Genomic DNA, 22,662 nt, shown 5'->3' with positions numbered 1-22,662 from the left:
GTTGAAAAACAAGATGAATGATAAGGAGCTGTTAAATTTTTTAGAAAAACAAACTGGATATACGAGTGCTGCCAAGATTGCGGCGGCTTTTGACGTATCTGTTAAAACTGTTTATCGCCATGTTAACAGCGTTAATGGGAATAAAAAAGTTAGAATCATCAACTCCGAAAAAAGCAAGGGCTACACGTTAAGCAAAAATACGGCACTTAAGAAATATCAGGATGCTTCTTTTTCTGATAATGAAAGTCCCGAGCTTCGTAGGAAAAAAGTAATTTTGAAAATCTTGTTTAATTCACCTCAACCAATAGAAATTTACAGTTTGTATAAAGATGAGTATGTTAGCGAGTCAACGATCAACGCTGATTTGCTCAAAATTAAGAATATTCTCGGCAAGTCAAATTTAACATTAATTCAGAAAAGCAAGAAGGTTGCAGTGCTGGGCAAAGAAGATGATATTCGTGAAAAAATCAATTTCCTTTTACATTGGCATAAGGAAAAAAATAATAGGGTGCCAATTGATGGGATCAGTGAAATTGATTTAACTTTCATTCAAGAACAAATCAATATCATCGAACAATTAAGTGCGACCAAGATTCCTTATCCCTATGACATTAATATTTGTTCGCATTTATATATTTTAATTCAGAGAGCAAGAAAGCAGATTGATAAAAATTACAGTAATAAAATTTTGGTTTCCGAAAATGAAATCGAACAAAATCATGATTTATACAGAATTGCGGAAATTGTCATTGAAAATGTAGAGAAATTCATTGTCAAAAAAATCTCGAAATTTGAAATCAATTATTTGTTTAAGTATTTGCTTTCCTCCCGGTTTATTGGCAAGCTAAGTCAGCCGGATCAAAAATCCCTCTATTCTAAAAGCGTTGAAACCTTTACCTCCCAGTTGATTCAACGTGTTGCTCAGAAAATAAAATTGCAAATTGATGAACCAGTATTAAAGAAGGAGTTAATCAGCCATATTGGGCCGATGATGAACCGAATTAAAAATAATATTTCGGTAGAAAATGAGCTGTTACCGGATATTCAGGTTGAATATAAAGATTTATTTGCAGCGATTGATCAAATATCACGGCAACTATGCCATCAAATGAAAATTCCTTTAATTTCAAAAAACGAAGTAGGATTTATTACTTTATATTTTGAAAAAAACATTGAAGAAATTACCAAAAAATTTCATGTATGGGTGGTTTGCGCTAGCGGAGTAGGGACTTCTGAATTATTGAAATTAAAAATTCAAAAAGAGTTTAGCAATATTGTTGTTGATAAAGTTATTTCTTCACTTGATGAACAACTCTATAGGTTGAGTAATGGTTCTAAAACAGATCTCATTATTTCTACTGTAGAGTTACCTTCATATATATCGAATAAATATGTCTTGGTCAGTGCAATGTTGAATAAGCATGATAAGGAGAAAATAAAAAATGCAATCTACGGCTGAATTTTATGCAGTTGTTACACAAATATCAAATATTTTGAAAATTGCTGAAATATATATCAGAAAAAAAGCACCAAATTTAAGCTCGAATTATATTAAACGCAAAATAATTGAGCGAGAAAATTTAGGAGAAACCTATGTTGGTCATAAAACTATTATCTTGCATGTAATTAGCACAGAAATAACAGCTAATTTTTGTCTATACCTATTTTTGCTAAATATTGCTAAATGGGAGTCTTTATACAGCAAAAAAATACATCAAGTAAATAAGGTAATGATTATATGTGTTAATCCCAAACTTACAACTCCTGAATTTAAGTTTTTGCTTAAATTCTTTAATTGTCGACCAGAACAAGTTGAGCATAATTTTGGTCTTAAGAAGAACGAAATTTACCAAATAAAGTAGAAAAAGGAAATTAATTTGTATATAGATAAGAAATTGTTTAGTGAACAAGTGATTTTGCAGCAGCAAGAAATAAAAAGCAAAAAAGCGGCATTGACCATTCTAGCAAATGAGTTACAAAAGAAAAAAGTTGTTAATGGAGAATTTCTTCCTGCTATTTTAAAGCGTGAAGAAAAATATCCTACAGGTTTAGCACTTGAAGGAGGCTTAGGCGTAGCCATACCGCATACTGATCCTGATAAGGTGGAAAAAGAGCAGTTAGGGTTTATTTCACTGAAAAAACCGGTTAAGTTCAGGCAAATGGGTGATATAGACGAATATGTAAATGTTTCAATGATATTTGACTTGTGTTTAAAAAGTCCAGATAAGCAGCTCAATATGCTTAAGAACCTGATGTCTATGTTTACCGACACAGAAATAATGAAGAGTATTCAGAATTCAACCACGAGGGCTGAATTTCTGGCAATCATAAATTAAGAGATAGAGGAATAAAAATGTTAATTTCATCAGATAAAATTTTGAATTCAGCAAAAAAGGGTGGCTATGCTTTTCCCCACTTCAATTATTGGGACGAACTATCTATTAGGTCTGAATTGGCAGCAGCAGAGAATAAAAAATTGCCAATTATCTTGGCTTGGGCAGAAAAACATGAATCACGCTTAGATATTAATGAAGCACTCTCTTTAGGTAAATTTTATGCAGAAAGAGCACATGTGCCCGTAGTCTTGCACTTAGACCACGGTACAGATCCCGAACTAGTCAAATGGGGTGCCACACATGGCTTTACATCAGTGATGATTGATGCTTCGAATGAAGAATTCAATAAAAATGTGCAGATTACCAAAGATGTAGTTGATTATTGCCACAGTTTAGGTGTGGTGGTGGAAGCTGAAATTGGGCACGTTGGTACCAATGCTTCTGACGACAATACAATTTATACAGAAGTTGCAGCAGCCACTAAATTTGTGAACGAAACAAACGTTGATTCTTTGGCCGTTTCAATCGGCACTTCTCATGGTGTTTATCAACAAGGCACACCGAAACTCAATTTTGCCAGAATAAAAGAATTAAGGGACGCAGTTGCAGTGCCACTTGTTTGTCATGGTGGCTCATCATCAGGTGACGCAAATCTGAAGAAGGCAGCGGCAAGCGGCATTACTAAGATTAATATCTTCACCGATTTGGCTAATGCGGCATTAAACGTCGCAAAAGAAAATGATTATCCGTCATTGTTTGATCTTCTTGCAGCACAAGAAAAAGCTGTGTGTTCATTGGCAGAACACTATTATGACGTCTTTGACACCGCCAAATATTCTTTTTAGGAGGAAAAAGCAGAAATGAAATTAGTACAAAAGCCGTTTTTGATGGTTAATCCTAAAGTCTATTTATATGGTGAAGATTTGATTAAATTAGCCAAAATTGCTGATGATTTAGCGCAAAAATATCAGATTGATATCCTTTTTACTGCTCCACTTATAGATTTGCCCGCAATTAAAGCTGCTACCAATCACTTGCTTTTAACGGCCCAACACATGGATCCCGTAGTTGCTGGCAGAGGAATGGGGCATGTTCTTCCCGAAGGGCTTAAAGCAGCAGGTGTAAAAGCCGTTGTTTTAAATCATGCGGAAAATCCGCTGACGGTGAATGTCTTAGCACGAACTATTAAAAGAGCTAAAGAACTAGGTTTATATAGTATTGTTTGTGCTGATAGCGTTGCGGAGTGTCGAGCAATAGCTGAACTTGAGCCGAATATGATGATCTGTGAGCCCACCAGCTTAATTGGTACTCACCAAACAAGTGATGACGAATACATCACAAGCACGGTTCAGGCAATTAAGGCAATTAATTCAAACATCATGGTTTTAGAAGCAGCAGGTGTAAGTACAGGTGCTGACGTGCAAAAAGTTTTGCAACTGGGTGCTGATGGTACAGGTGGCACCAGCGGAATTGTTTGTGCTGCTGATTGGGAGAAAAAAATAAGTGAAATGCTGGAACCAATGAAGCAATTCCAAAGGGGTGAATAAAATGAAAGTTTATCAAGATGAAATCAAAATCAAAACTGCTGCTAGGATCACTTATCAGAATATCACTGAGCAGTTAAAGCAAATTGTCAAAAATAGTGCTATCAAAAATGGCATTTGCTTAGTTCAAACTCCACATACGACATGCTCAGTTTTATTTGAAGAGTATGTGCATGACCATGATTTTAACGGCGACGAATTTTTACAGGTAGATTTGAATAATATTTTGGACAAAATAATTCCACCAGAAAAGAGTGAAAACTCTAATTACCGCTATCCCGGTCCAGAGCATGTGCGCTTTTTGGAAGAATTGTCTCAAAAAGATAAAAATTATCCCAATGAAAAAAATACGATTCTCAATGGGGATGCACATATCAAAGGCTCACTTTTTGGTTCTAACCAAACATTTGCGTTAAAAGAAAATGAGCTGCTGATTGGTTCTGTGGGCTATGTTTATTTTGTCGACTGGGATCAAAACCGCGCCAGATCACGTAAATGCAACGTAGTCATTTTGGGTGAATAACATTGACCGCAGTGAAATTTAAGGAGAAGAAAAATGTTACAGGCATTACAAACTATAGTTAACTGGGGTGCTCCAGTTATATTGCCTATTATTATTGCTATTTTTGCAATGATTTTGGGTGCAGGATTTAAAAAATCATTTGTAGCGGGTTTAACTGTAGGTATCGGCTTTATTGGTTTAAATTTAGTAACCGGTTTGCTGGGAGATACTTTGGGAAAAGCAGCTCAGGTAATGGTTAAACGCTTCGGCTTATCATTAGTGACGCTTGATATTGGTTGGCCTGCTGCATCGGCTATTTCTTATGGTACGATCTTGGGTATTTCGGCAATCCCTATTGGCATTGCAATAGATATCTTTTTGCTTTTGTTTGGCTTAACCAAAACATTGAATATTGATATTTGGAACTTTTGGCACGCTGCTTTTGTTGGTGGACTAGTCTATGGTATGTCTAGCAGTTTTCCGTTAGCAGTTTTTTCAATGGTAGCGTACCAAGTAATGTTGTACTTCTTAGGCGACCTAAGCGCACCAGTTTTAAACAAATACTACGGCTTTCCGAATATCACGTTCCCGCACGGAACTTCTGCACCGGGTTATCTAGTGGCATTACCATTAAACTGGGTGTTTGACCGCATTCCCGGCTTTAACAAATTAAAGGCTAATCCAGAAACTATCCAGAAAAAGTTTGGCATTTTAGGTGAAACTTCCGTTATGGGTTTAATTATTGGGTTAGTAGTTGGTATTCTTGCGGGTTATGATGTGGGAAAAGTCTTAAATTTGGGAGTACAAACGGCAGCTATTATGGTTCTATTACCAAAAATGGTTTCCGTCTTGATGGAAGGCTTGACACCGGTTTCGGATGCCGCAAATGACTTTATCAAGAAACGCTTTCCAGGACGCGAACTTTATATTGGAATGGATTCAGCTTTAGCAGTGGGAGATCAAGCAGTTTTAGCAGTTTCACTTTTGATGATTCCGTTAACCCTTTTACTGGCTGTGATACTTCCAGGAAATAAAACTATTCCTTTTGGAGACTTTTCAACCATTCCCTTTGCAGTTTGCCTCATGGTACCAGTATTTGGTGGTAATATTGTTCGTTCCGTCGTAGGCGGTGTGATTTATATGACCAGTATTTTATATGTAACTTCATGGATGGCTCCACTAGTTACTAAGATGGCACAAGCAGCTAGCTTTAATATTGGACACGCAACTAGTATCACCTCATTAATAGAAGGTGGTTTATGGTCGACATTTCTTTTTGTTTGGGGAGCAAAATACTTGCCATGGATTATTACTGGCGCAGTTTTAATTGTTTCGCTAATAGGACTATATTATCTCAATAAGAGAAAAGCTGTTAAAAAAAGCTAGTTAATTATTGTAAATTTGGAGAATTAAACTAATGAAAAAGATTTTAGTAATGTGCGGTACTGGAATAGCCACATCAACAGTTGTTGCCAACCGTATTAAAGAGTATTTGAACAAACAGGGTTTAGGTAACAATGTTAGCATTTCACATGCTAGCATTAGCGAAAAGATGAGCAGTTTGGATGATTACGATATTATTTTATCAACCACAGTAGTTCCGGCAGGCATCAAAGATAAGGTTATCTCAGCTGTGCCTCTTCTGACGGGCGTAAATGCTGAGCAAGTATATCAAGAAATTGCAAAAAGGGTCGAGGAGCAATAATTATGGTAGAAGGACAAATTAAGAGTGTAGATTTCAAGGATATTATCACTAAAGAAGCAAATACTCTAAAATATGTTGCTACTAATATTGACTACAACCAGGTTTTACAAGTATTTAACTTAATAAAAAGTTGTCAGGGAAAAGTTATCATTTCTGGTTGTGGCACTTCTGGTATGGGTGCTAAAAAAATCGCCCATACCTTAAACGTGGTTGAACAGCCTGCATTCTATCTTTCACCAGCTGACACACCTCACGGCGGCGGTGGAGTAGTTGGTCAGGACGATCTGGTCATCTTGATATCTAAAGGTGGTCAAACGGAAGAAATTAATAAAGTACTCAAGATTTGTAAGAATCGTAAAGCTAAAATTATTGGTATAACTGAAAAAGCAGATTCCTTTTTAGCCCAAAATTCTGATTGCATTTTACAGATTATTGTCGATCAGGAAGCAGATGATTTTCATATGATGGCTACTTCCAGTACTTTAGCAGTTATTTCTGTATTCGATGCAATTTCAGTTATGATAGCGCGTAATAAGCATTATTCTCAAAAAGAGTTCTTAGAAATTCATCCCGGTGGAGAAGTAGGACAAAAACTAAAGCTTAACGTAGATAAATAAATTTAATTTATTTTAGTTTATGAGGTGAAAACTACCATGGAATTTCTATTAGATACAGCAAATATTAATGACATCAAAAAATACCAAGAAATTATTCCTTTATCTGGGGTTACCACTAATCCTTCAATAATCAAAAAAGAAGGAAAAACAGATTTCTTTGAACGTTTAGCACAAATAAAAGAATTGATTGGGGAAAAGCGTTCATTGCACGTTCAAGTGGTAGCTACTAGCACTGAAGGGATAGTTGCTGACGCCCATGCGGTTTTAGAAAAATTGGGAAAAGATGTTTATATCAAAATTCCAGTTAACCAAGCAGGTTTAGCAGCAATCAAAATTTTGAAAAAAGAAAATGTTAAAATTACTGCAACCTCAATTTACACTGAACTTCAAGGCTTTCTTGCAATGGCTGCAGGAGCCGATTATTTGGCACCTTATTATAATAGAATGGAAAATAATAATATTAATGCAAATAAAGTTATCAGCAACTTTAATCAAGTAATTAATAAAGAATATCAGAATACTAAAATTCTAGCTGCTAGTTTTCACACAGTCAGTCAAATAACTAGCGCAATTGCAAACGGTGCTCAAGCTGTTACTGTAGCTCCCAACTTTATTGCTGAAGGGCTGGAGTCACACCTTATTACAGATGCAATTTCAGACTTTACTTCTGACTGGGAATCAATATTTGGTAAAACAACTATTTCTAATTTATAAAATTTGCAGAAAATTAAATAATAAGATAAAAGATTGATTTTATTCAATCTTTTTTTAGCCGTGATATTTAAACGGGCAATTTTCAAGGTGATCGTTAATTAAGCCTACGCTTTGTAGGAAAGAATAAAGAATTACAGGACCCACAAAAGTAAAGCCGTCTTTTTTCATCTGCTTTGCTAGTTCTTGTGCAATCTTGTTTGTCGTTGGTACTTCAGTACTTGTTTGGGGATGATGAATAATTGGTGTAGGAATAAATTTTTGCAAATAGTGCGCGAAGCTACCGTATTTGGCATCAATAATTAACAGGGCGCGAGCATTGGTAACTGCCGCCGCAATTTTTCTTTGGTTGCGGATAATTGCCTTGTTCTGCAGTAAGCGGGTTTGGTCCAGCGCACGCATTTGGGCAACTTCTTCTGGAATAAAGTTGTAAAAGGCCTGCCTAAAGCTTAAACGTTTATGCAAAACAGTGGACCAGCTGAGTCCGGATTGAAACAGTTCTAATACCAACATTTCAAATAAATAGCGTTCGTCTAAATTTAACTTGCCCCATTCGTGATCGTGGTATTCTCTAACTAAAGCATCATCATGGTCACTCCAGGGGCAGCGAGTGATATCATTCATTTTTATTCTCCTTAAATATATCTTAGCGTTCATAAATAAATACGCCAAAAGTTTTCTATCCTTTTTAAAATAATTTGACTAGTAACTTTTAATTATTTCTTTTTCCTAAAATATTAGAAACTTTGTCCTCAAAAAGTGCAATAGTAGTTTTTTTGGTATAATATATATTGAACTTTAGGAGGAAACCATGGAGAAGTTAGAAATAGTAACTTTGGCCGATGACTTGGCCGCAAATCAAGAGAGTATTTTAAATAAAGAAACGGATTTTGACGCCGAGGCAGTTTATCGTGTAATTGATAATTTGCACGTATTGCATAAGCCAATAAAAGAATACTTCGGCATGACTCAGGAAGAGTATTATGACACTGAAAGTGATCATAAACTGACTTTGATTAAATTATCAGAGCAGTTAACCGATTTACATGATCGGATTTTAACTAACCACGTTGACGGTTTTGTTGACAAGAATGAAATCAACTTGACTTATAATCATGAAAATCCTTATGAAGATGGATTTTATAATGATATAGTAGACTTTCACGTTGTTAGTTACAGCTTAAAAGTAATTGGAGCCGTTGAAGAAGTAGCGCCAAAAACTTTACAAGGAGTTTTGTCTAAGGATGCACTTCTGTCAATTGGTTTAGCGGCACACGCTTTAGAAAAAAGTTTATAATTTTAGAGCTGAAACATGTGTGTTCAGCTCTTTTTCTTTCTGCTTGAGGCAAAAAATGGGTGTTTTTAAGTATGCTAAAGGATTAGCTGATAAAATAAACGGGGCTAAGCTGCATTCATTATTTAAGAAAAAAGATGTACAGCTTGATCCCATGCAAGATTTTTTGACAGTAGGAGAGTATCACGTTGACGGTGAACAAAGAACTCCCAATGATCAACCTTATACCTTGACTGTCTATCAAGATGAAGAAAAAGTATTGCACCAGGCATTGAGCTTGGAAAGCACGGATAAGCTAGAGCCTGAATATGTGCGCAGGTATAGTCCTGAACTGCAGCGTTATCGCGCTTTTGTCAACCGTAAAACCGGTAGGCGTTACGTTGTAGAAGAATATCTCGACCGCTTTATTGAAAGAGTTAAAGGTCACATTCGTACAGGGAAAAATTCTGTGAATGTGAGTGTCATTACGGATACTCATTATAAGGACCGTAACAGTATGGACTTTTATGGCTGGAATGGTCTGACACATGTTAATGAATTTTCTTATCTTGATGATTCTGGTCTTCTTAGTTTAAAAGTTCATTTAGGTGACTGGATTGATGGCTCTGATACCGGCTTTTTGGGCGAAAGTGAATTAACTAAACTGCGTGATTCTTTTAAATCAGATAAGGTGCCATATATTTTAATTAAAGGGAATCATGATGAAAATGATAAATTCGATGAACATCATGATTTAAGGGCCTCTTTTCCAGAAAATGAATTTGAAGGAATTATGTGGCCTGCTATGTATCAGCAAAAAGGCATTCATTATATTTCCCGTCAGCACGGTGTTTGTTACTATGATGTGGATGATGTGCGCTTTATTTCTGTGAATACTTCAGATTTGCCCTACTATCTGGATGCACAAGGCAGAAAAAAATATGATGTTAAACTAACTCTGGCTGTGAGGGAAGATCAAATAGAAGAAATTATTGAAATTCTGGAGCAGTCATCAAATAAGCAAATTATTTTCATGAGTCATGCTAATCCCATCAATCGTAAAGGTTCAAACGCATTAAAGTACAACGGTCGTTCACTGCATGAACTGCTGGTAGCTTTTAATCAAGGTGAAAAAGGAGAGATGCATTCCAGCTTTGGTCTGCCTCCTGAATTTCGTTTGGCAAATGAGTTTGACTTTACTAATGTAAAAAATGCCCGCATTATTGCCTACTTCTGCGGCCACAGACATAGAGAAGACCAGTACCGAATTAACGGGATCCAGTATATCTTGTTTAACTGTTCTGCACTGATGGGTCCTAATCACGCCTTGACTACCAAATATAATAAAAACTGGAAAAGGCAAATTGACCACCAAACCGAATTTGCCGGTTATATCGTAAATATTGATTTACAAAGACACTACATTCAGACCTTCGGCTATGGTGCTGCCAGCAAACGCAGAATATTTTATATTTAGTAAAGTCGCAACGGGCAATTTGGAAATTGCCCGGTTCTTAGCATATAATGGAAAAGTTAAAATGAAGACAAAAATATACAAAGTAAGACAAATTAAGGGAAGTTAAGCAATGTGCGGAATTGTTGCATTCTATAATCCAGAAATAAATGATAAACAAGCTGCTATCGGTAAAATGATGGCGGCAATGAAGCATCGTGGTCCTGATTCAGATGGTTTTTATACCAATGACAAAATTGCTTTAGGGTTTCGGAGACTGTCAATCATTGATTTACGTGGCGGCAGTCAGCCAATCTACAACGAGGACAAAACAAAGGCGATTATCTTTAATGGTGAGATTTACAACTTCCAGCCCTTAAGAGAAGAACTGCTTGCGGCAGGTCACACATTTACCACTAAGTCCGATACGGAAGTGCTTTTGCATGGTTTTGAAGAATGGGGCATGGCTGGTCTGCTCAAAAGAATCAGGGGCATGTTTGCCTTCATTATTTGGGATGATAAGACTCAGACAATGTATGGTGCCCGCGACTTTTTCGGTATTAAGCCGCTGTATTACAGCAATGAAAATGGCCACCTGATTATGGGCTCAGAAATTAAAAGCTTTCTGGCACTGCCCGGCTTTAAACGGCGTTTAAATATTGAAGCTGTTAAACCGTATTTGATGAATCAGTATAATGACTTGCATGAGACTTTCTTTAAGGGTATTTACAGGTTTCCTGCCGGCCACTGGTTTGAGTATAAAGATGGCGTGATGAAAACTCACCAATACTGGGACGCGGAATACAAAGCCAATACTTTAAGTTTCGAAGAAACCGTTAATAAGATTAACGAAGACCTGCACGAGTCAGTTAAACTGCACCATATCGCGGATGTTCCTGTCGGTGCCTTCTTATCTGAAGGGGTCGATTCCAGCTATATCACCAGTATCTTAAATCCGGATGACGTCTTTTCAATTTCGTTTGATGATGCTACTTATGATGAAGCGTCAAAGGCCAAGGCGCTGGCGGACATCAAGGGTTGGAACTTCTTTTCCGACAAGGTTAAAGCAGATGAAGCAATGCATGACTTTCCGGAGATGCAGTATCATATGGATGAACCGGATGCCAATCCGTCAATTATCCCGTTGTGGTATCTTTGTAAAATGGCGCGTAAGCACGTCACGGTCGCATTGTCCGGTGAAGGCGCAGATGAATTGTTTGCCGGTTATGTCAATTATGGGATGCACACGCATAACAGTATCATTAAGGCCTTTACTTCACAGTGCAAGAAATTGCCTAAGAAAACTAAGGTTAAGTTGGCACGCAGAATTAAGAAAATGCCGAACTTCCCGGGGAAAGTGCACCTGTATACCAACTTAGCTGAGCCAAGTGAATTTTACGTTGGTCAATCGGTTATTTATGACATGGATTACCCGACCATCTTCTCTTCTGAAGATGCCAACAGCATCTTAAAGCCGTCTTACCGTAATAAACTAACTGTTAACGGTATTTACCAAAGTGACTTTAAAAAGGTCAAAAATCTCGATAATGTCCGGCAAATGCAGTATATTGATCTGCATCACTTTATGCTTAATGATATTGAACAAAAAGCAGATAAGATTTCTATGGCTCATTCGCTGGAATTGCGGGTACCATACCTTGATAAAAAGGTGGCAGAAAGAGCAAATTCAATTCCAACCGATTATCTAGTTAATAAGCATGATACTAAATATGCTTTACGCAAGGCTTCAGAAAAAGTTTTACCAGATGAATGGGCTAAACGGCCAAAACTAGGTTTTCCTACCCCAATCAAAGAATGGCTGCAAGAACCTCGTTTTTATAAGCAGGTACGCGAGCTGTTCAGCGAAGACTTTGTGCAGGATATCTTCGAGCAGGATAAAATTTTAGACTTGCTTGATGAAAACTATAAAGGCGATGGCTCTCATCGCAGACAGATTTGGACAATTTATACGTTCTTAGTTTGGTATAAACTATTCTTTGTTGATTATGAAGGTACAGTTGCCAAATACCAGCGTGTTCAACCAGAAGTAGCCGATTTGATTAAACAAGGCAAATTGGTTTAATGAGGAGCAGAATTTATTAATGAAACGAAACTTTACACCAATTTTACTTGGTAGTGACATTAATGTTTACGGCATGGCCCGATCGTTTAACGAGGCTTATGGTATTAGCGTGAAAGCACTGGCTGACAGCCAGCTGGCAGCAACGCGTTATTCTAAAATTGTTAGTGTGGAACTACATCAGGGTTTTAGTGAAGATCCCACATTTATTGAAGTAATGCGCAAGCAAATGAAACTCTACCAAGACCATGAAGAACCGGTGATTTTGATTTCATGCGGAGATGGTTATTCGGAACTGCTTGCCAAGCATAAAGAAGAACTAGAGCAGGTATTTGTTGTTCCTTACGTGGACTACGACCTCTTACAAAAATTAATCTCAAAAGAAAACTTTTATCAAATTGCCGAAAAGTATTGCCTGCCGTACCCTAAGACTAAAATCGTGACTATGGCAGATTACAAGGCAGAAAATTATTTGGAACTGCCTTTTGGCTACCCACTGGAGCTTAAGCCGGAAGATCCGGTATCCTGGCTTGATGTGCAATTTGAAGGTCGCAAAAAGGCTTTTACCATTCATAATGAAACTGAATTGCGCGACATTGTCACAAAAATTTATGAAAATAGCTACAAAGAAGATTTAATTCTGCAGGACTTCATTCCCGGTGATGATTCCAACATGCGGGTGTTAAATGCCTATGTTGATAAGGAACATCATATTAAGATGATGTGTATGGGTCACCCTTTGCTGGAAGATCCCACACCTCAGTCAATTGGAAATTACATGGCGATTTTACCTGAATATGATGAAAAGCTGTATGAGCAGGTTGAAGCATTTTTGGAAAAAATCAATTACACGGGAATGGCCAACTTTGACATTAAATATGATGCCCGTGATGGTAAATATAAGTTCTTTGAAATTAATTTGCGTCAGGGTCGCTCAAGCTTCTATGTGACACTTAATGGTTATAATTTAGCGAAATGGTACGTGGACGATTATGTTTACGATTCACTGAAGGACAAGGAACCAATCTACGGCAACAAATTAAAGTCAAAGCATGAATTGTGGCTGGGTATTCCGGTGAGCGTGTTCAAGGAATATGCCGTGGATAATGAAGCTAAACAAATGGCCGAAGAATTAATTCATGAAGGTCGCTATGGTACAACTGTCTTTTATGATCAGGATCGCAATTTTAAGCGGTGGCTGCTTTTGAAATACATGTTTCATAATTATAAAGGACGCTACCAAAAGTATTACCAGGAAAATAAGGGCCAGTTCTTTTAGGCCTGTTTCCATTGCATAGTAACAAAGATGATTGCAGCAAGGCAGCTGCGATCATCTTTTTGGATAATAACTATCTTTTTTAACTGGTTAGTTATTAGTTTTGGGGTGTTCTTTTTTAATACTTCTTGCTAAACTGGTAAATGGAATCTAAAAAAAGAAAGGACTGAATAAATGAAACTTAAACACGGATCTAATGAAGAAACAGAAATTAAGCTGCACTGGCTGTTACTGGGGGAACTGGCCACGTGGATTGGGTCAAGTTTTGTTTGGCCCTTAACTTCGGTTTATTTAAACAAACAATTACACATCAGCCTTTCTGTAATAGGGGTTGTTTTATTTTGCAATTGTGCCAGCAATGTCTTGGGCTCATTTTTAGCTGGGCGCTTATACGACCGCCTGAACCCCTACCCGCTAATTGTCACTGGTTTAGGGCTTGATGCGCTGGTTCTGTTTATGATGGCATTCTTTCACGGCTGGCCGGAATATTGGATATGGCTGATTATGACGGGATGTATCAGTGGCTGGAACGGCACGCTGATTAATTCAATTGCGACGAGTTTGCGTAAATATTCAGGACGCTACGTTTTTAATTTGATTTATTTTGCGCAAAACGTTGGTACTGTCACTGGTACTCTGCTTGTCGGTTATCTCTATGATTTCTCGATTGAATTTTTATTTATTCTGGCAGCATCTTTATTTGCCATTGCTTGCGTCAACGCGGCTATTCATTACCGCCCGATCAGCACTTTTCACCAAAACCGTAAAAAGAATGGTGTTAAAAAGAATGCACAATCCAAGGCGATTCCTATGCCAAAATATAACGTGATGTTGATGGTCGGATTTTTGGTTTCTTTAGCTGTTACCTGGTTAATGTATATGAACTGGGAGTCCAACCTGTCAGTTTACATGGTGTCTTTGGGAATACCTTTCCACATGTACAGTTTGCTATGGACCTTTAATGGTGCCATCATAGTTACTGTCCAGGTAATTTTGGCACGCTTTCCTCATATTTTTAAAAACCTGTTTCAGCAAATTATTTTTGGCACGATCATGTTTTCAATCTCTTTTGCCACATTGATTTTTGCCAAAGACTTTGCCCACTTTGCACTGTCAATGTTTGTTCTGACGTTAGGTGAAGCGACAGCTTTTCCTGCCGTTCCTGCTTACATTAACTATTTATCCCCCGCAACCAGTAAGGGTAAATACCAGGGTGAAATTAATGTTGCCCGTGGTATTGGTCAAGCCTTTGGCCCCTTATTTGGCGGTATGGTAATTGATCGTGCGGGTTATATTCCGTTTTTCATAATTGCTGCCTGTGGTATTTTTCTGATGGTACTAATGTTATTGCCCCTTCACGCAAAGTTGCGTAAACATATCACACTTTATAAATGATTTTGTAAAGGCTTTTTAATATTAACGGTTTAATTAAAATGATAAGATTAATTTAGTCTATTTTTAATTTAGATATAAAAGGGAGGACTTTCTGAATGAATAAAAATTTTGCTGTTCGCGGCGGTAGCGGCGATATTATTGAACCTAATGTTGCCGCTCGTCCACAGGACAACCTTTACTTGGCTGTTAATTCTGAGTGGATTAAAAATACTAAAATTCCTGAAGACCGTTCACGGATGGCTTCATTTGACGGCATCGATGTAGATGTTGAAAAGCATTTAATGCAGGATTTTGCCGACTTTGCATTTGGTAAAAGGGAAATTCCTGATGTTCCTAACTTAGGTGAAGCAGTTAAGCTCTATAAATTAGCATGCGATTTTGACAAGCGTAATAGAGAAGGTGCTGATCCGATTAAGGACGATTTAGCTATTCTTGACGGGATTAAGGACTTTTCTGACTACAACCTAAATGCGCCTGACTTAGCAACTTTTGCCTTGCTCCCATTTAGCTTTGGCGTTTCTCCTGACATGAAGAATACCAAAGTTAATGCTTTGTATTTTGCTGGTCCTGGAACTTTCTTGCCTGACACTACAACTTATCAAACTCCTGATGCACCTAAATTGTTAGATACTTTGCAAAAGCAATCAGTTAAGCTTTTAACTATGGCTGGTATTGATCAAACTAAAGCGGAAAAATATGCAGAAGATGCTATTAAGTTTGATGCTAAGCTATCTAAGATCGTTAAGTCTACAGAAGAGTGGGCAGATTATCCTGCTACTTACAATCCAATGAAGATTGAGGACTTTGAAGCTAAGTTTGATAAATTCAAGATTGCTTACTACTTGAAAGAAGCAATTGGCGAAGAACCAGAACGAATTATTGTTGAAGAACCACGCTACTTGGATCACATTAATGAAATTATCAATGAAGAAAACTTTGATGAAATCAAAGGCTGGATGATTGTTACCTTTATTAACGCGGCTGCCGACTCCTTGTCACAAGACTTCCGGGAAGCAGCGTTTCCATTTAGCCAGGCTTTATATGGCCAGCCCAAATTGTCTAGTGGTGAAAAACAAGCTTACCACATTGCCAATGGCACCTTTAGTGAAGTTGTCGGTGTTTATTATGGTCAGACTTATTTTGGCGAAAATGCTAAAAAAGACGTTGAGGATATGATTCATCGTATGCTTGACGTTTATAAGGAACGTCTGCAAAATAATGACTGGCTTTCTGAGCAAACTAAAAAGCGTGCGATTGTTAAGCTTGATGCTTTGGTCTTGAAAATTGGTTATCCGGATAAAATCGAGGAGATTTATAATCGTTTAAAGGTTATCCCTGCAAGTCAAGGTGGCAGCCTTTATTCAAATGAACGTGCATTTACTATTGCAGAACAAAAGTACAACATTGAGCAACTGCACAAGGAAGTTGACCGGACAGTCTGGGCAATGCCTGGTAATTTAGTTAACGCCTGCTATGATCCGCAAAGAAATGATCTGACTTTCCCTGCAGCCATTTTGCAAAAGCCATTCTATGACTTGAAGCAAGACAGGGCGGCCAACTTTGGTGGTATCGGTTCCGTAATTGCACATGAAGTTTCTCATGCGTTTGATAACAATGGTGCACAATTTGATGAATTGGGCAACATGGCTAATTGGTGGACTGATGAGGATTATGCCGAATTCAAGAAGCGGACACAAGCTGAAATTGATTTGTTTGATGGCATTGAATATGGTCCGGTTAAACTTAATGGTAAGCAAATAGTTTCAGAAAATATTGCTGACCAAGGTGGTTTAACTGCTGCTGTTGAAGCCGCAAAGAATGAAAATGATGACTTAAAGAAATTATTCGAAAACTTTGCACGCATTTGGGCTAATAAGCAACTGACTGAATCAATTAAGAGTCAAACCGCTGTTGACGTTCACGCACCTGGTCCATTACGTGCCAACGTTCAAAGCCAATGTCAAGATGACTTTTACAAAGCCTTTGAAGTTAAGCCTGAAGATGGCATGTGGCTCGACCCAGAAAAACGGGTACATATTTGGTAATTAATATTAAAAGTATCAGACAATTTGACAAATTTTTTATTTAGTATTGCGGTAAATAAATCTGTGGGTTAGTGGATATAACTTGCACCCGCCTGTGGGCTTCAGATAGAAGTGAAAGAATGACAGGACTACCAACCCTTGAGGTAAGATAGGGCATATCTAGCGTGAGGTGAAACTCAATACGTGAAAAGAAGGATTTTTAATCCTTCTTTTTTGATATTTATTGTATTAAAAAAGACACATTACTCTGAATGGAGCCAATGTGCCTTTTCATTGTTTTATTAATTTTAAAAAACTAAAGAGCCACAAAATCTACCAACTTTTCATTAATTAATATTTGATAAGCATAATATTCAGGTCCAATGTGTTGTACAATGGGGTCACTCACTTCAAGCTTATCGATATATTTATTCATAATTCGCTGGGCTTGGTCCTCACTTATGCCTTTACTCACAGCAAATTCGATTATTTGCTTAAGAAAAATATTCCTATCCATTGTACTTACACCTCACTATCTTAATTCGATCAACTGTTATCTGTTTGACTAGACTTTTACTACTTGGTCATGATTTCTTCATATCACTTATTATAAACGCTTTTTGCTTAAAATAAAGCCGCCCCGACTCTAACAAGTCGTGGACGGCTATTTATATTATTCAGTTTCTTTTTTCTTTAAATTGGAATAGTCACGTGGTGCAACCCGCTTAATGTGCAAGTTGTGTCTTGGCTTGCCTAAAATTAGAGGCACTTGCTCGACTACTGTATCGGTGTATTCCAGGCCAAACCAGGAAGCAGGGTTGGAAGATAGGTTTTGCAACCATACCCGCGCTTTTAGTATTACTTTTTCAAAACCCTTTAGTCTGGTCAAAGGACTGACAACTTCATTAACAATTACAAATGAGAAGTCACCGACTTTACGACCTGGGGTAGTAGTGTATTCCTGTGGTTGAGCCTCAATGGTGCCGTCTTTAATCAAGTCGTGGACAATTTGGCGCAGGTAAACGTTGACACTGGTTTGTTTCTTGAAACCGAGATACAGCTGCACGTTAATGACATTTTTAGTGCCAAAAGTATTAACGGCATATCTTGCTGTAAAAGGTTCGTTAGTAATGTTAACAGTGACAAACCAGTAGGCCTGAGCACGTTTAGGACGTTTATCCAAAATGGAGTACATGATTTCCCGTTTAATAAACTTATTGTATTTAACCTTAGCCATGTAAACCAAGTTAGTCGCATAAGTAGGGTAATCATCATCATGACTTAGGTCCGTTAACATATCAGTGTATTCATCTAAACGTACATAAGTATGTGCGCCTTCATGTTTGTCGCGCACTTTATTACCGAAGTACCAGATGAACATAATAACACCAATGAAACCAGCAATTAGGACAGTAACATAACCACCATGCATAAATTTGGTCAAACTGGAGATTAAGAACATGCCTTCGATAAAGCCAAAGGCAAGTAAAAAGCACAGGCGCAATATCAACGGGTGGTGTTTGGAACCCAAGTACTCAAATAATAGCAGGGTAGTCATCAACATTGTGACTGTGATTGACAGACCGTAGGCTGCTTCCATGTGTCCTGAAGTCCGGAAGAAAATGACGATTGCGATAGTAGCAACGCAAATCATTTTGTTAACGGAAGGAATATAAATTTGTCCATGCTTGGTAGTAGGATAATTAATATTCATTCGTGGTAAAAATTTCAGACCACTTGCTTCGGATACCAGTGTAAATGAACCGGTGATTAAAGCCTGGGAGGCGATAATGGCGGCAACTGTGGCTAAGATGATGGCGAACAGGCGCAAATCGGTTGGCACAGCCTCAAAGAAAGGATTAAGTTCACCGCCATTAGTCTGGTAATGCGGGTTTTGCAGTATCCATACTCCTTGTCCTAAATAATTAAGTGACAGACAAAGAAAGACGTAGGGCCATGATCCCCGAATATTGCCTTTGCCAACGTGACCAACATCTGAATACAGCGCTTCGGCACCAGTGGTAGCCAGGAAGATCGATCCCAAAATGAAAATGCCGGCTTTATTAGAGGGACTGAAAAGAACTTTAACAGCCCAAACCGGATTCAGTGCTTCCAGAATTGACCAGTCATTAGCCATATTATAGATACCGATTAAGCCTAAGAAGGTAAACCAGACAAACATAATCGGACCGAAAGCTTTACCGATACTGCTGGTGCCTAGCATTTGAATTGAAAACAGTACCAGCAGGATGGCAATCGTAATAATGATGACGGCATTCTGATTAGGAACGGGAACGTGGGAACCAAAGTGCATGTTCTTTAGTCCCTCGATTGAGGTTGTAACTGTGACGGCTGGCGTCAATGTTCCGTCAGCTAATAACGCTGCCCCGCCAATCAATGCTGGCATCACCAGCCACTTGGCTCTTTTGCGTACTAAAGCGTATAAAGCGAAAATACCACCTTCACCACGGTTAGTGGCCTTAAGCGCAATCATAACGTACTTAACGGTAGTTAACAGCGTGACTGTCCAGAAAATCAGCGAGATTGAACCCAAGATCAGTTTTCGATCAACGTTGGCAATACCACCATTACCCGTAACGATTGACTTCATTACATAGAGCGGACTAGTGCCGATATCACCGTAAACGATACCGATGGTAATTAACAAACCGGCAGCTGAAATCCGCTTCTTCTTTTTATCCATAGTAAATATGTACTCCCATAGACAATATTGAGCTATTCATTTTTAAGTAAAAAAGAATGTCAATGTGGCATTCTCATTCAAGTATCTATTTTGTTCTTTTTTTTGCTTTAGTACAAGTAAATTATGATAAAGAAGCTGAAATTTTACTGCGGCGGTCTTCGTACCAGTTATCCCAATCCTTGTATGATGTCATTTTTTCTGCTTCAACACCATCTTTAGCCGCAATTTCATCAATTATATTTTGGAAATTTTGCGCATGATATTGTAATACATGCTTAACTAATTCTTTGCGGCTAAAATGAATGTTGTTAAGAAGATAATGATTAATATCAACCATGTTGGAATTAGTATCGTATAAGTTCATGATTTCTAAGTCGCGCTGGTTAAATTGTGCGATATAAAAATCAGCGAATACTATAAGGTAGTCTGGCTGCTGCGCGAATTTTTTTTGCGGCATGGTAGACCACTCAGCCTCAGGCATGACAACCTTAAGTTCTTCTTCTTTTCTAGCTTTCTCTTTATCTTTTTCTTGTTGTTTTTCGTTATCTTTCTCTTTGGTATTATTTTCTTTATCAGTCAAAGCAGACACTCCTTTAATAAAAATAGGAAACGTGAAAGTCAATAGTCATTTTACAGAGTTTAGACTATAAAAGCAACTATTGAAGCAATTTACCCTTTACATAATAGTAGTTTCTCTCAATTTTAATAAAATTATAGCATTTTGCCTACTCACAAAAAACTACTGCTAGTTAAAACTTTAACAGCAAAAATCGTCTTAAATTGCAGTTAAGCAGTTCAAGGCGATTTTACTTAATTTAGTGATCTAAAAATCGTGATTACGGTTTGAGATAATCTTGAATGTCTTTTCTGGTAATCTTGCTTGGTTTAGTCCTGCCAGATTTTCTGTAAAGGTCGATTAGGTCTTGTGGACTCCAAGAGGTTGCGTCATAACCGAACTTAGCTACACGCTTACGCAATTGCGCAATCTGTTTCTTAGTAACGGTCTTGCCGTTTACCTTATGGTTGCCCATTGATCCTTCACCGGTCTTACCAGCATTGCCTGTATCTTGTCCCTTACCGGAAATAGCTTTGTAGCTTTGAGCAGCATTACCATTAGTGCCGTCTTTAGCAGCCTTTTGGTTATTCTTCAGTCCCTTTTCAGCTTCTTTCTTATATTGGCTGTAGTATTGCCCGTCGATATATGGCAAGTCTAGGACTTTTTGATACTCGTCCGCAGCTTTAAGGTATTGCTTATTCAGTTCGGCTTGGGATGCAGCAAGAAAGATAGGCCGAATTTCGTGCTCGTAATTATCCTGCACATCTTTAATGGTAGTTTTAAGATTTTTACCTTGTTTTACTAAAACAGAGTAGCCATTTTTTCTTTGAATTACGTCTGCAGTTTTGCTTAAGGCATCATCATATTTACCCTTTTTAGTCGCCTTAATTGCAGAAGTCATATTGTCCGATTGGTTTTTATAAGCTTTAGCCTGGTCAGTCTTCTTAATTCTGAAAGCTTTGGCAAATGCGGAGCTTGCTTCTGAGTAGTCTTTGTCAGCAACTGCATTTTTACCGGTAGTCATTGCACTGTTATAGGAAGCATTAACTTTATCACTGTTAGATTTTTGGGTGGCATAAAAAACGCCACCACCAATAGCGATAATTACTACTGCCACAATCGTACCAATTGTCGTTTTTTTCATAATAGGAATTTATCCTCCTTACTCATACTTAGTTTAATTATAGATGGTTTAAGTAGATTTGACTACTTAATGGTGTTTTTTCACTTGTTTTAGCTAAAAAATTACGACTAAAAAGTTACATTTTACGGCGCCAATTCGTTAGTAATAGTGTAAGACATCTGGCGCGCGGGTTGATTACAACATTAAGATAAATTAAAAAAGGGAAGAAAGATACTATGAATTTTGCATTATTAGATCAAGCAGTCAAATACACATTTTTAAACTCCAAGTATGGTAAACAAGGTGCTAAAACACGTAATTTGAAGAATGTTAAACGGGGCGTTGCAGCTGACAGTTTAGCTAAAGTCGGAAAAGCATTGGCTGAGCTGCAAGGCGATGAACTGGGAGCGGCAACCTTAATTCAGAAGCAAGGCATTTCATTAGCAAGAGATTAAAACCAGCCAGTCAATAATTAAGTGGGATAGGAGTATATAATATGGAAACTAAAACTAAGACGTTACAATTAGTATTTTTAAATGGTGCGGGCAAAAAGGTTAACTTGTCCTTGTCTAACGCTGCGGCCAACTTAACCGGAGCGGAAGTTAAAACGGCAATGACTACAATAGCAAATGCTGATGCATTTGAACAAGAAGGGGTGAGTCTATATCAAACTCCTCAATCTGCTGCATACGTTGAACGAACTGTTACTAGTTTGTTTGATAATACTGCGGATCAGTCTCTGTAATCTGCAGATACTGAAACTGATTAGCAAAATAATTGCTAAAGTCAGGCGGATTTTAAGACGAGAGTAAATATTAATAAAGGAAAGGGTTGCATTAAGTGCAGCCTTTTTTACTTTATAAAAAGTTTTTTTGTTATTATTTTGTAAAATTTACGGGGAAATAAAAAAGTCTTTTTGACTAAAACTGACCAGAAAACCCGCAAAGCATTGCTGCACAACGTTTTTATAAGAATAGGAACTTTACATATCTATTTTACAGCTGTAAGCGTTTGTTACAAAAGTGTGTAAAATAATTGGATGCCTTGCAATTTAGGCAAAAGGTTAGTACAATATGAAATGTGGTAAGTAATAACTATGCTTCAGGTTCGATAGCCTGTACGCATGCGCGTTCTTCAGCTTGAAGGCTACCTCATAAGAGTTATAAACTTATGATTTCAGCTCGAAGGGTGTTGTAACAATGTAGGCTCATAACGACTGAACCTATAGTCTATTACTATTTTGTATATACACAAGGAGGAAAGACCACATGAAGAAAAATTTAAGAATTGTTAGCGCTGCTGCTGCTGCTTTATTAGCTGTTGCTCCAGTTGCTGCAGGTGCTACTTCAACAGTATTTGCTGA

The 22,662-nt window shown here is 37.7% G+C and carries 23 protein-coding genes; 18 read left to right on the top strand and 5 right to left on the bottom strand.

Annotated elements, in window-relative coordinates:
• Position 1 precedes the first annotated feature (1 nt).
• From Q0K80_RS05700 to Q0K80_RS05655, 10 genes are read left to right on the top strand one after another with little or no spacing between them, the layout of a single operon-like run.
• Positions 2–1,459, top strand: a complete 1,458-nt coding sequence (locus Q0K80_RS05700; protein ID WP_294604255.1) for a PRD domain-containing protein — start codon at positions 2–4, stop codon at positions 1,457–1,459.
• Positions 1,443–1,862 carry a PTS sugar transporter subunit IIA gene (locus Q0K80_RS05695; RefSeq protein ID WP_294604254.1) on the top strand — a complete coding sequence of 140 codons (420 nt, stop codon included), beginning with the start codon at positions 1,443–1,445 and terminating at the stop codon, positions 1,860–1,862. Before Q0K80_RS05700 ends, Q0K80_RS05695 begins: the two co-directional genes overlap by 17 nt.
• Positions 1,863–1,877: 15 nt before the next feature.
• A complete protein-coding gene (locus tag Q0K80_RS05690; RefSeq protein WP_294604252.1) occupies positions 1,878–2,336 on the top strand; it encodes a PTS sugar transporter subunit IIA in 459 nt (152 codons plus the stop codon).
• A 17-nt stretch (positions 2,337–2,353) separates the two neighbouring features.
• Entirely contained in the window at positions 2,354–3,181 is an 828-nt protein-coding gene (locus Q0K80_RS05685; RefSeq protein ID WP_294604249.1) for a class II fructose-bisphosphate aldolase, read from the top strand.
• Positions 3,182–3,196: 15 nt separating this feature from the next.
• Entirely contained in the window at positions 3,197–3,883 is a 687-nt protein-coding gene (locus Q0K80_RS05680) for a triose-phosphate isomerase (RefSeq protein ID WP_294604248.1), read from the top strand.
• Between the two features lies 1 nt (position 3,884).
• A complete protein-coding gene (locus Q0K80_RS05675; protein WP_294604246.1) occupies positions 3,885–4,403 on the top strand; it encodes a YjbQ family protein in 519 nt (172 codons plus the stop codon).
• A 33-nt stretch (positions 4,404–4,436) separates the two neighbouring features.
• Positions 4,437–5,768 carry a PTS transporter subunit IIC gene (locus Q0K80_RS05670; RefSeq protein ID WP_294604240.1) on the top strand — a complete coding sequence of 444 codons (1,332 nt, stop codon included), beginning with the start codon at positions 4,437–4,439 and terminating at the stop codon, positions 5,766–5,768.
• 31 nt (positions 5,769–5,799) lie between these two features.
• Positions 5,800–6,087: a PTS sugar transporter subunit IIB gene (locus Q0K80_RS05665; protein ID WP_294604239.1), complete on the top strand. Its 288-nt coding sequence runs from the start codon at positions 5,800–5,802 to the stop codon at positions 6,085–6,087.
• A 2-nt stretch (positions 6,088–6,089) separates the two neighbouring features.
• A complete protein-coding gene (locus tag Q0K80_RS05660) occupies positions 6,090–6,704 on the top strand; it encodes an SIS domain-containing protein (RefSeq protein ID WP_294604237.1) in 615 nt (204 codons plus the stop codon).
• A 36-nt stretch (positions 6,705–6,740) separates the two neighbouring features.
• Positions 6,741–7,418: a fructose-6-phosphate aldolase gene (locus Q0K80_RS05655; RefSeq protein WP_294604235.1), complete on the top strand. Its 678-nt coding sequence runs from the start codon at positions 6,741–6,743 to the stop codon at positions 7,416–7,418.
• A 54-nt stretch (positions 7,419–7,472) separates the two neighbouring features.
• On the opposite strand, the gene Q0K80_RS05650 is transcribed toward Q0K80_RS05655, so the two are convergent.
• On the bottom strand, positions 7,473–8,039 hold the full coding sequence (locus Q0K80_RS05650) for a DNA-3-methyladenine glycosylase I (RefSeq protein ID WP_294604233.1): 567 nt from the start codon (positions 8,037–8,039) through the stop codon (positions 7,473–7,475).
• A gap of 187 nt (positions 8,040–8,226) precedes the next feature.
• Between Q0K80_RS05650 and Q0K80_RS05645 the strand changes: the two genes are divergently transcribed.
• From Q0K80_RS05645 to Q0K80_RS05620, 6 genes are all read left to right on the top strand, one after another.
• Entirely contained in the window at positions 8,227–8,712 is a 486-nt protein-coding gene (locus tag Q0K80_RS05645) for a hypothetical protein (protein ID WP_046325563.1), read from the top strand.
• A 55-nt stretch (positions 8,713–8,767) separates the two neighbouring features.
• Positions 8,768–10,165 carry a metallophosphoesterase gene (locus tag Q0K80_RS05640; protein ID WP_294604229.1) on the top strand — a complete coding sequence of 466 codons (1,398 nt, stop codon included), beginning with the start codon at positions 8,768–8,770 and terminating at the stop codon, positions 10,163–10,165.
• Between the two features lie 109 nt (positions 10,166–10,274).
• Entirely contained in the window at positions 10,275–12,224 is a 1,950-nt protein-coding gene (asnB, locus tag Q0K80_RS05635; RefSeq protein ID WP_294604227.1) for an asparagine synthase (glutamine-hydrolyzing), read from the top strand.
• A 19-nt stretch (positions 12,225–12,243) separates the two neighbouring features.
• Entirely contained in the window at positions 12,244–13,500 is a 1,257-nt protein-coding gene (locus Q0K80_RS05630) for a carboxylate--amine ligase (protein WP_294604225.1), read from the top strand.
• A 171-nt stretch (positions 13,501–13,671) separates the two neighbouring features.
• Positions 13,672–14,892: an MFS transporter gene (locus Q0K80_RS05625; RefSeq protein ID WP_294604221.1), complete on the top strand. Its 1,221-nt coding sequence runs from the start codon at positions 13,672–13,674 to the stop codon at positions 14,890–14,892.
• 95 nt (positions 14,893–14,987) lie between these two features.
• Positions 14,988–16,937 carry a M13 family metallopeptidase gene (locus tag Q0K80_RS05620; protein WP_294604219.1) on the top strand — a complete coding sequence of 650 codons (1,950 nt, stop codon included), beginning with the start codon at positions 14,988–14,990 and terminating at the stop codon, positions 16,935–16,937.
• Between the two features lie 295 nt (positions 16,938–17,232).
• Here Q0K80_RS05620 and Q0K80_RS05615 read toward each other — a convergent pair whose 3' ends face one another.
• From Q0K80_RS05615 to Q0K80_RS05600, 4 genes are all read right to left on the bottom strand, one after another.
• Positions 17,233–17,433 carry a hypothetical protein gene (locus tag Q0K80_RS05615; RefSeq protein ID WP_294604218.1) on the bottom strand — a complete coding sequence of 67 codons (201 nt, stop codon included), beginning with the start codon at positions 17,431–17,433 and terminating at the stop codon, positions 17,233–17,235.
• A 156-nt stretch (positions 17,434–17,589) separates the two neighbouring features.
• A complete protein-coding gene (locus Q0K80_RS05610) occupies positions 17,590–19,620 on the bottom strand; it encodes a KUP/HAK/KT family potassium transporter (protein ID WP_294604217.1) in 2,031 nt (676 codons plus the stop codon).
• A gap of 121 nt (positions 19,621–19,741) precedes the next feature.
• Positions 19,742–20,200 carry a hypothetical protein gene (locus Q0K80_RS05605; RefSeq protein ID WP_294604215.1) on the bottom strand — a complete coding sequence of 153 codons (459 nt, stop codon included), beginning with the start codon at positions 20,198–20,200 and terminating at the stop codon, positions 19,742–19,744.
• Positions 20,201–20,456: 256 nt separating this feature from the next.
• A complete protein-coding gene (locus tag Q0K80_RS05600; RefSeq protein WP_294604213.1) occupies positions 20,457–21,320 on the bottom strand; it encodes a hypothetical protein in 864 nt (287 codons plus the stop codon).
• Between the two features lie 215 nt (positions 21,321–21,535).
• On the opposite strand from Q0K80_RS05600, the gene Q0K80_RS05595 reads away from it, so the two are divergent.
• Together Q0K80_RS05595 and Q0K80_RS05590 are read left to right on the top strand one after the other, a co-directional pair.
• Complete coding sequence (locus tag Q0K80_RS05595; RefSeq protein WP_294604211.1) at positions 21,536–21,754, top strand: DUF1659 domain-containing protein; 219 nt, start codon at positions 21,536–21,538, stop codon at positions 21,752–21,754.
• A gap of 41 nt (positions 21,755–21,795) precedes the next feature.
• The gene (locus Q0K80_RS05590) at positions 21,796–22,044 is read left to right on the top strand and encodes a DUF2922 domain-containing protein (RefSeq protein ID WP_110446618.1); all 249 of its coding nucleotides are present in this window, start codon (positions 21,796–21,798) and stop codon (positions 22,042–22,044) included.
• Positions 22,045–22,662: the final 618 nt, after the last annotated feature.

Source organism: uncultured Lactobacillus sp. (assembly GCF_945290125.1).
GTDB classification, from domain to species: Bacteria; Bacillota; Bacilli; order Lactobacillales; family Lactobacillaceae; genus Lactobacillus; species Lactobacillus rizhaonensis.
This window is presented reverse-complemented; position numbering and strand designations above follow the sequence as displayed.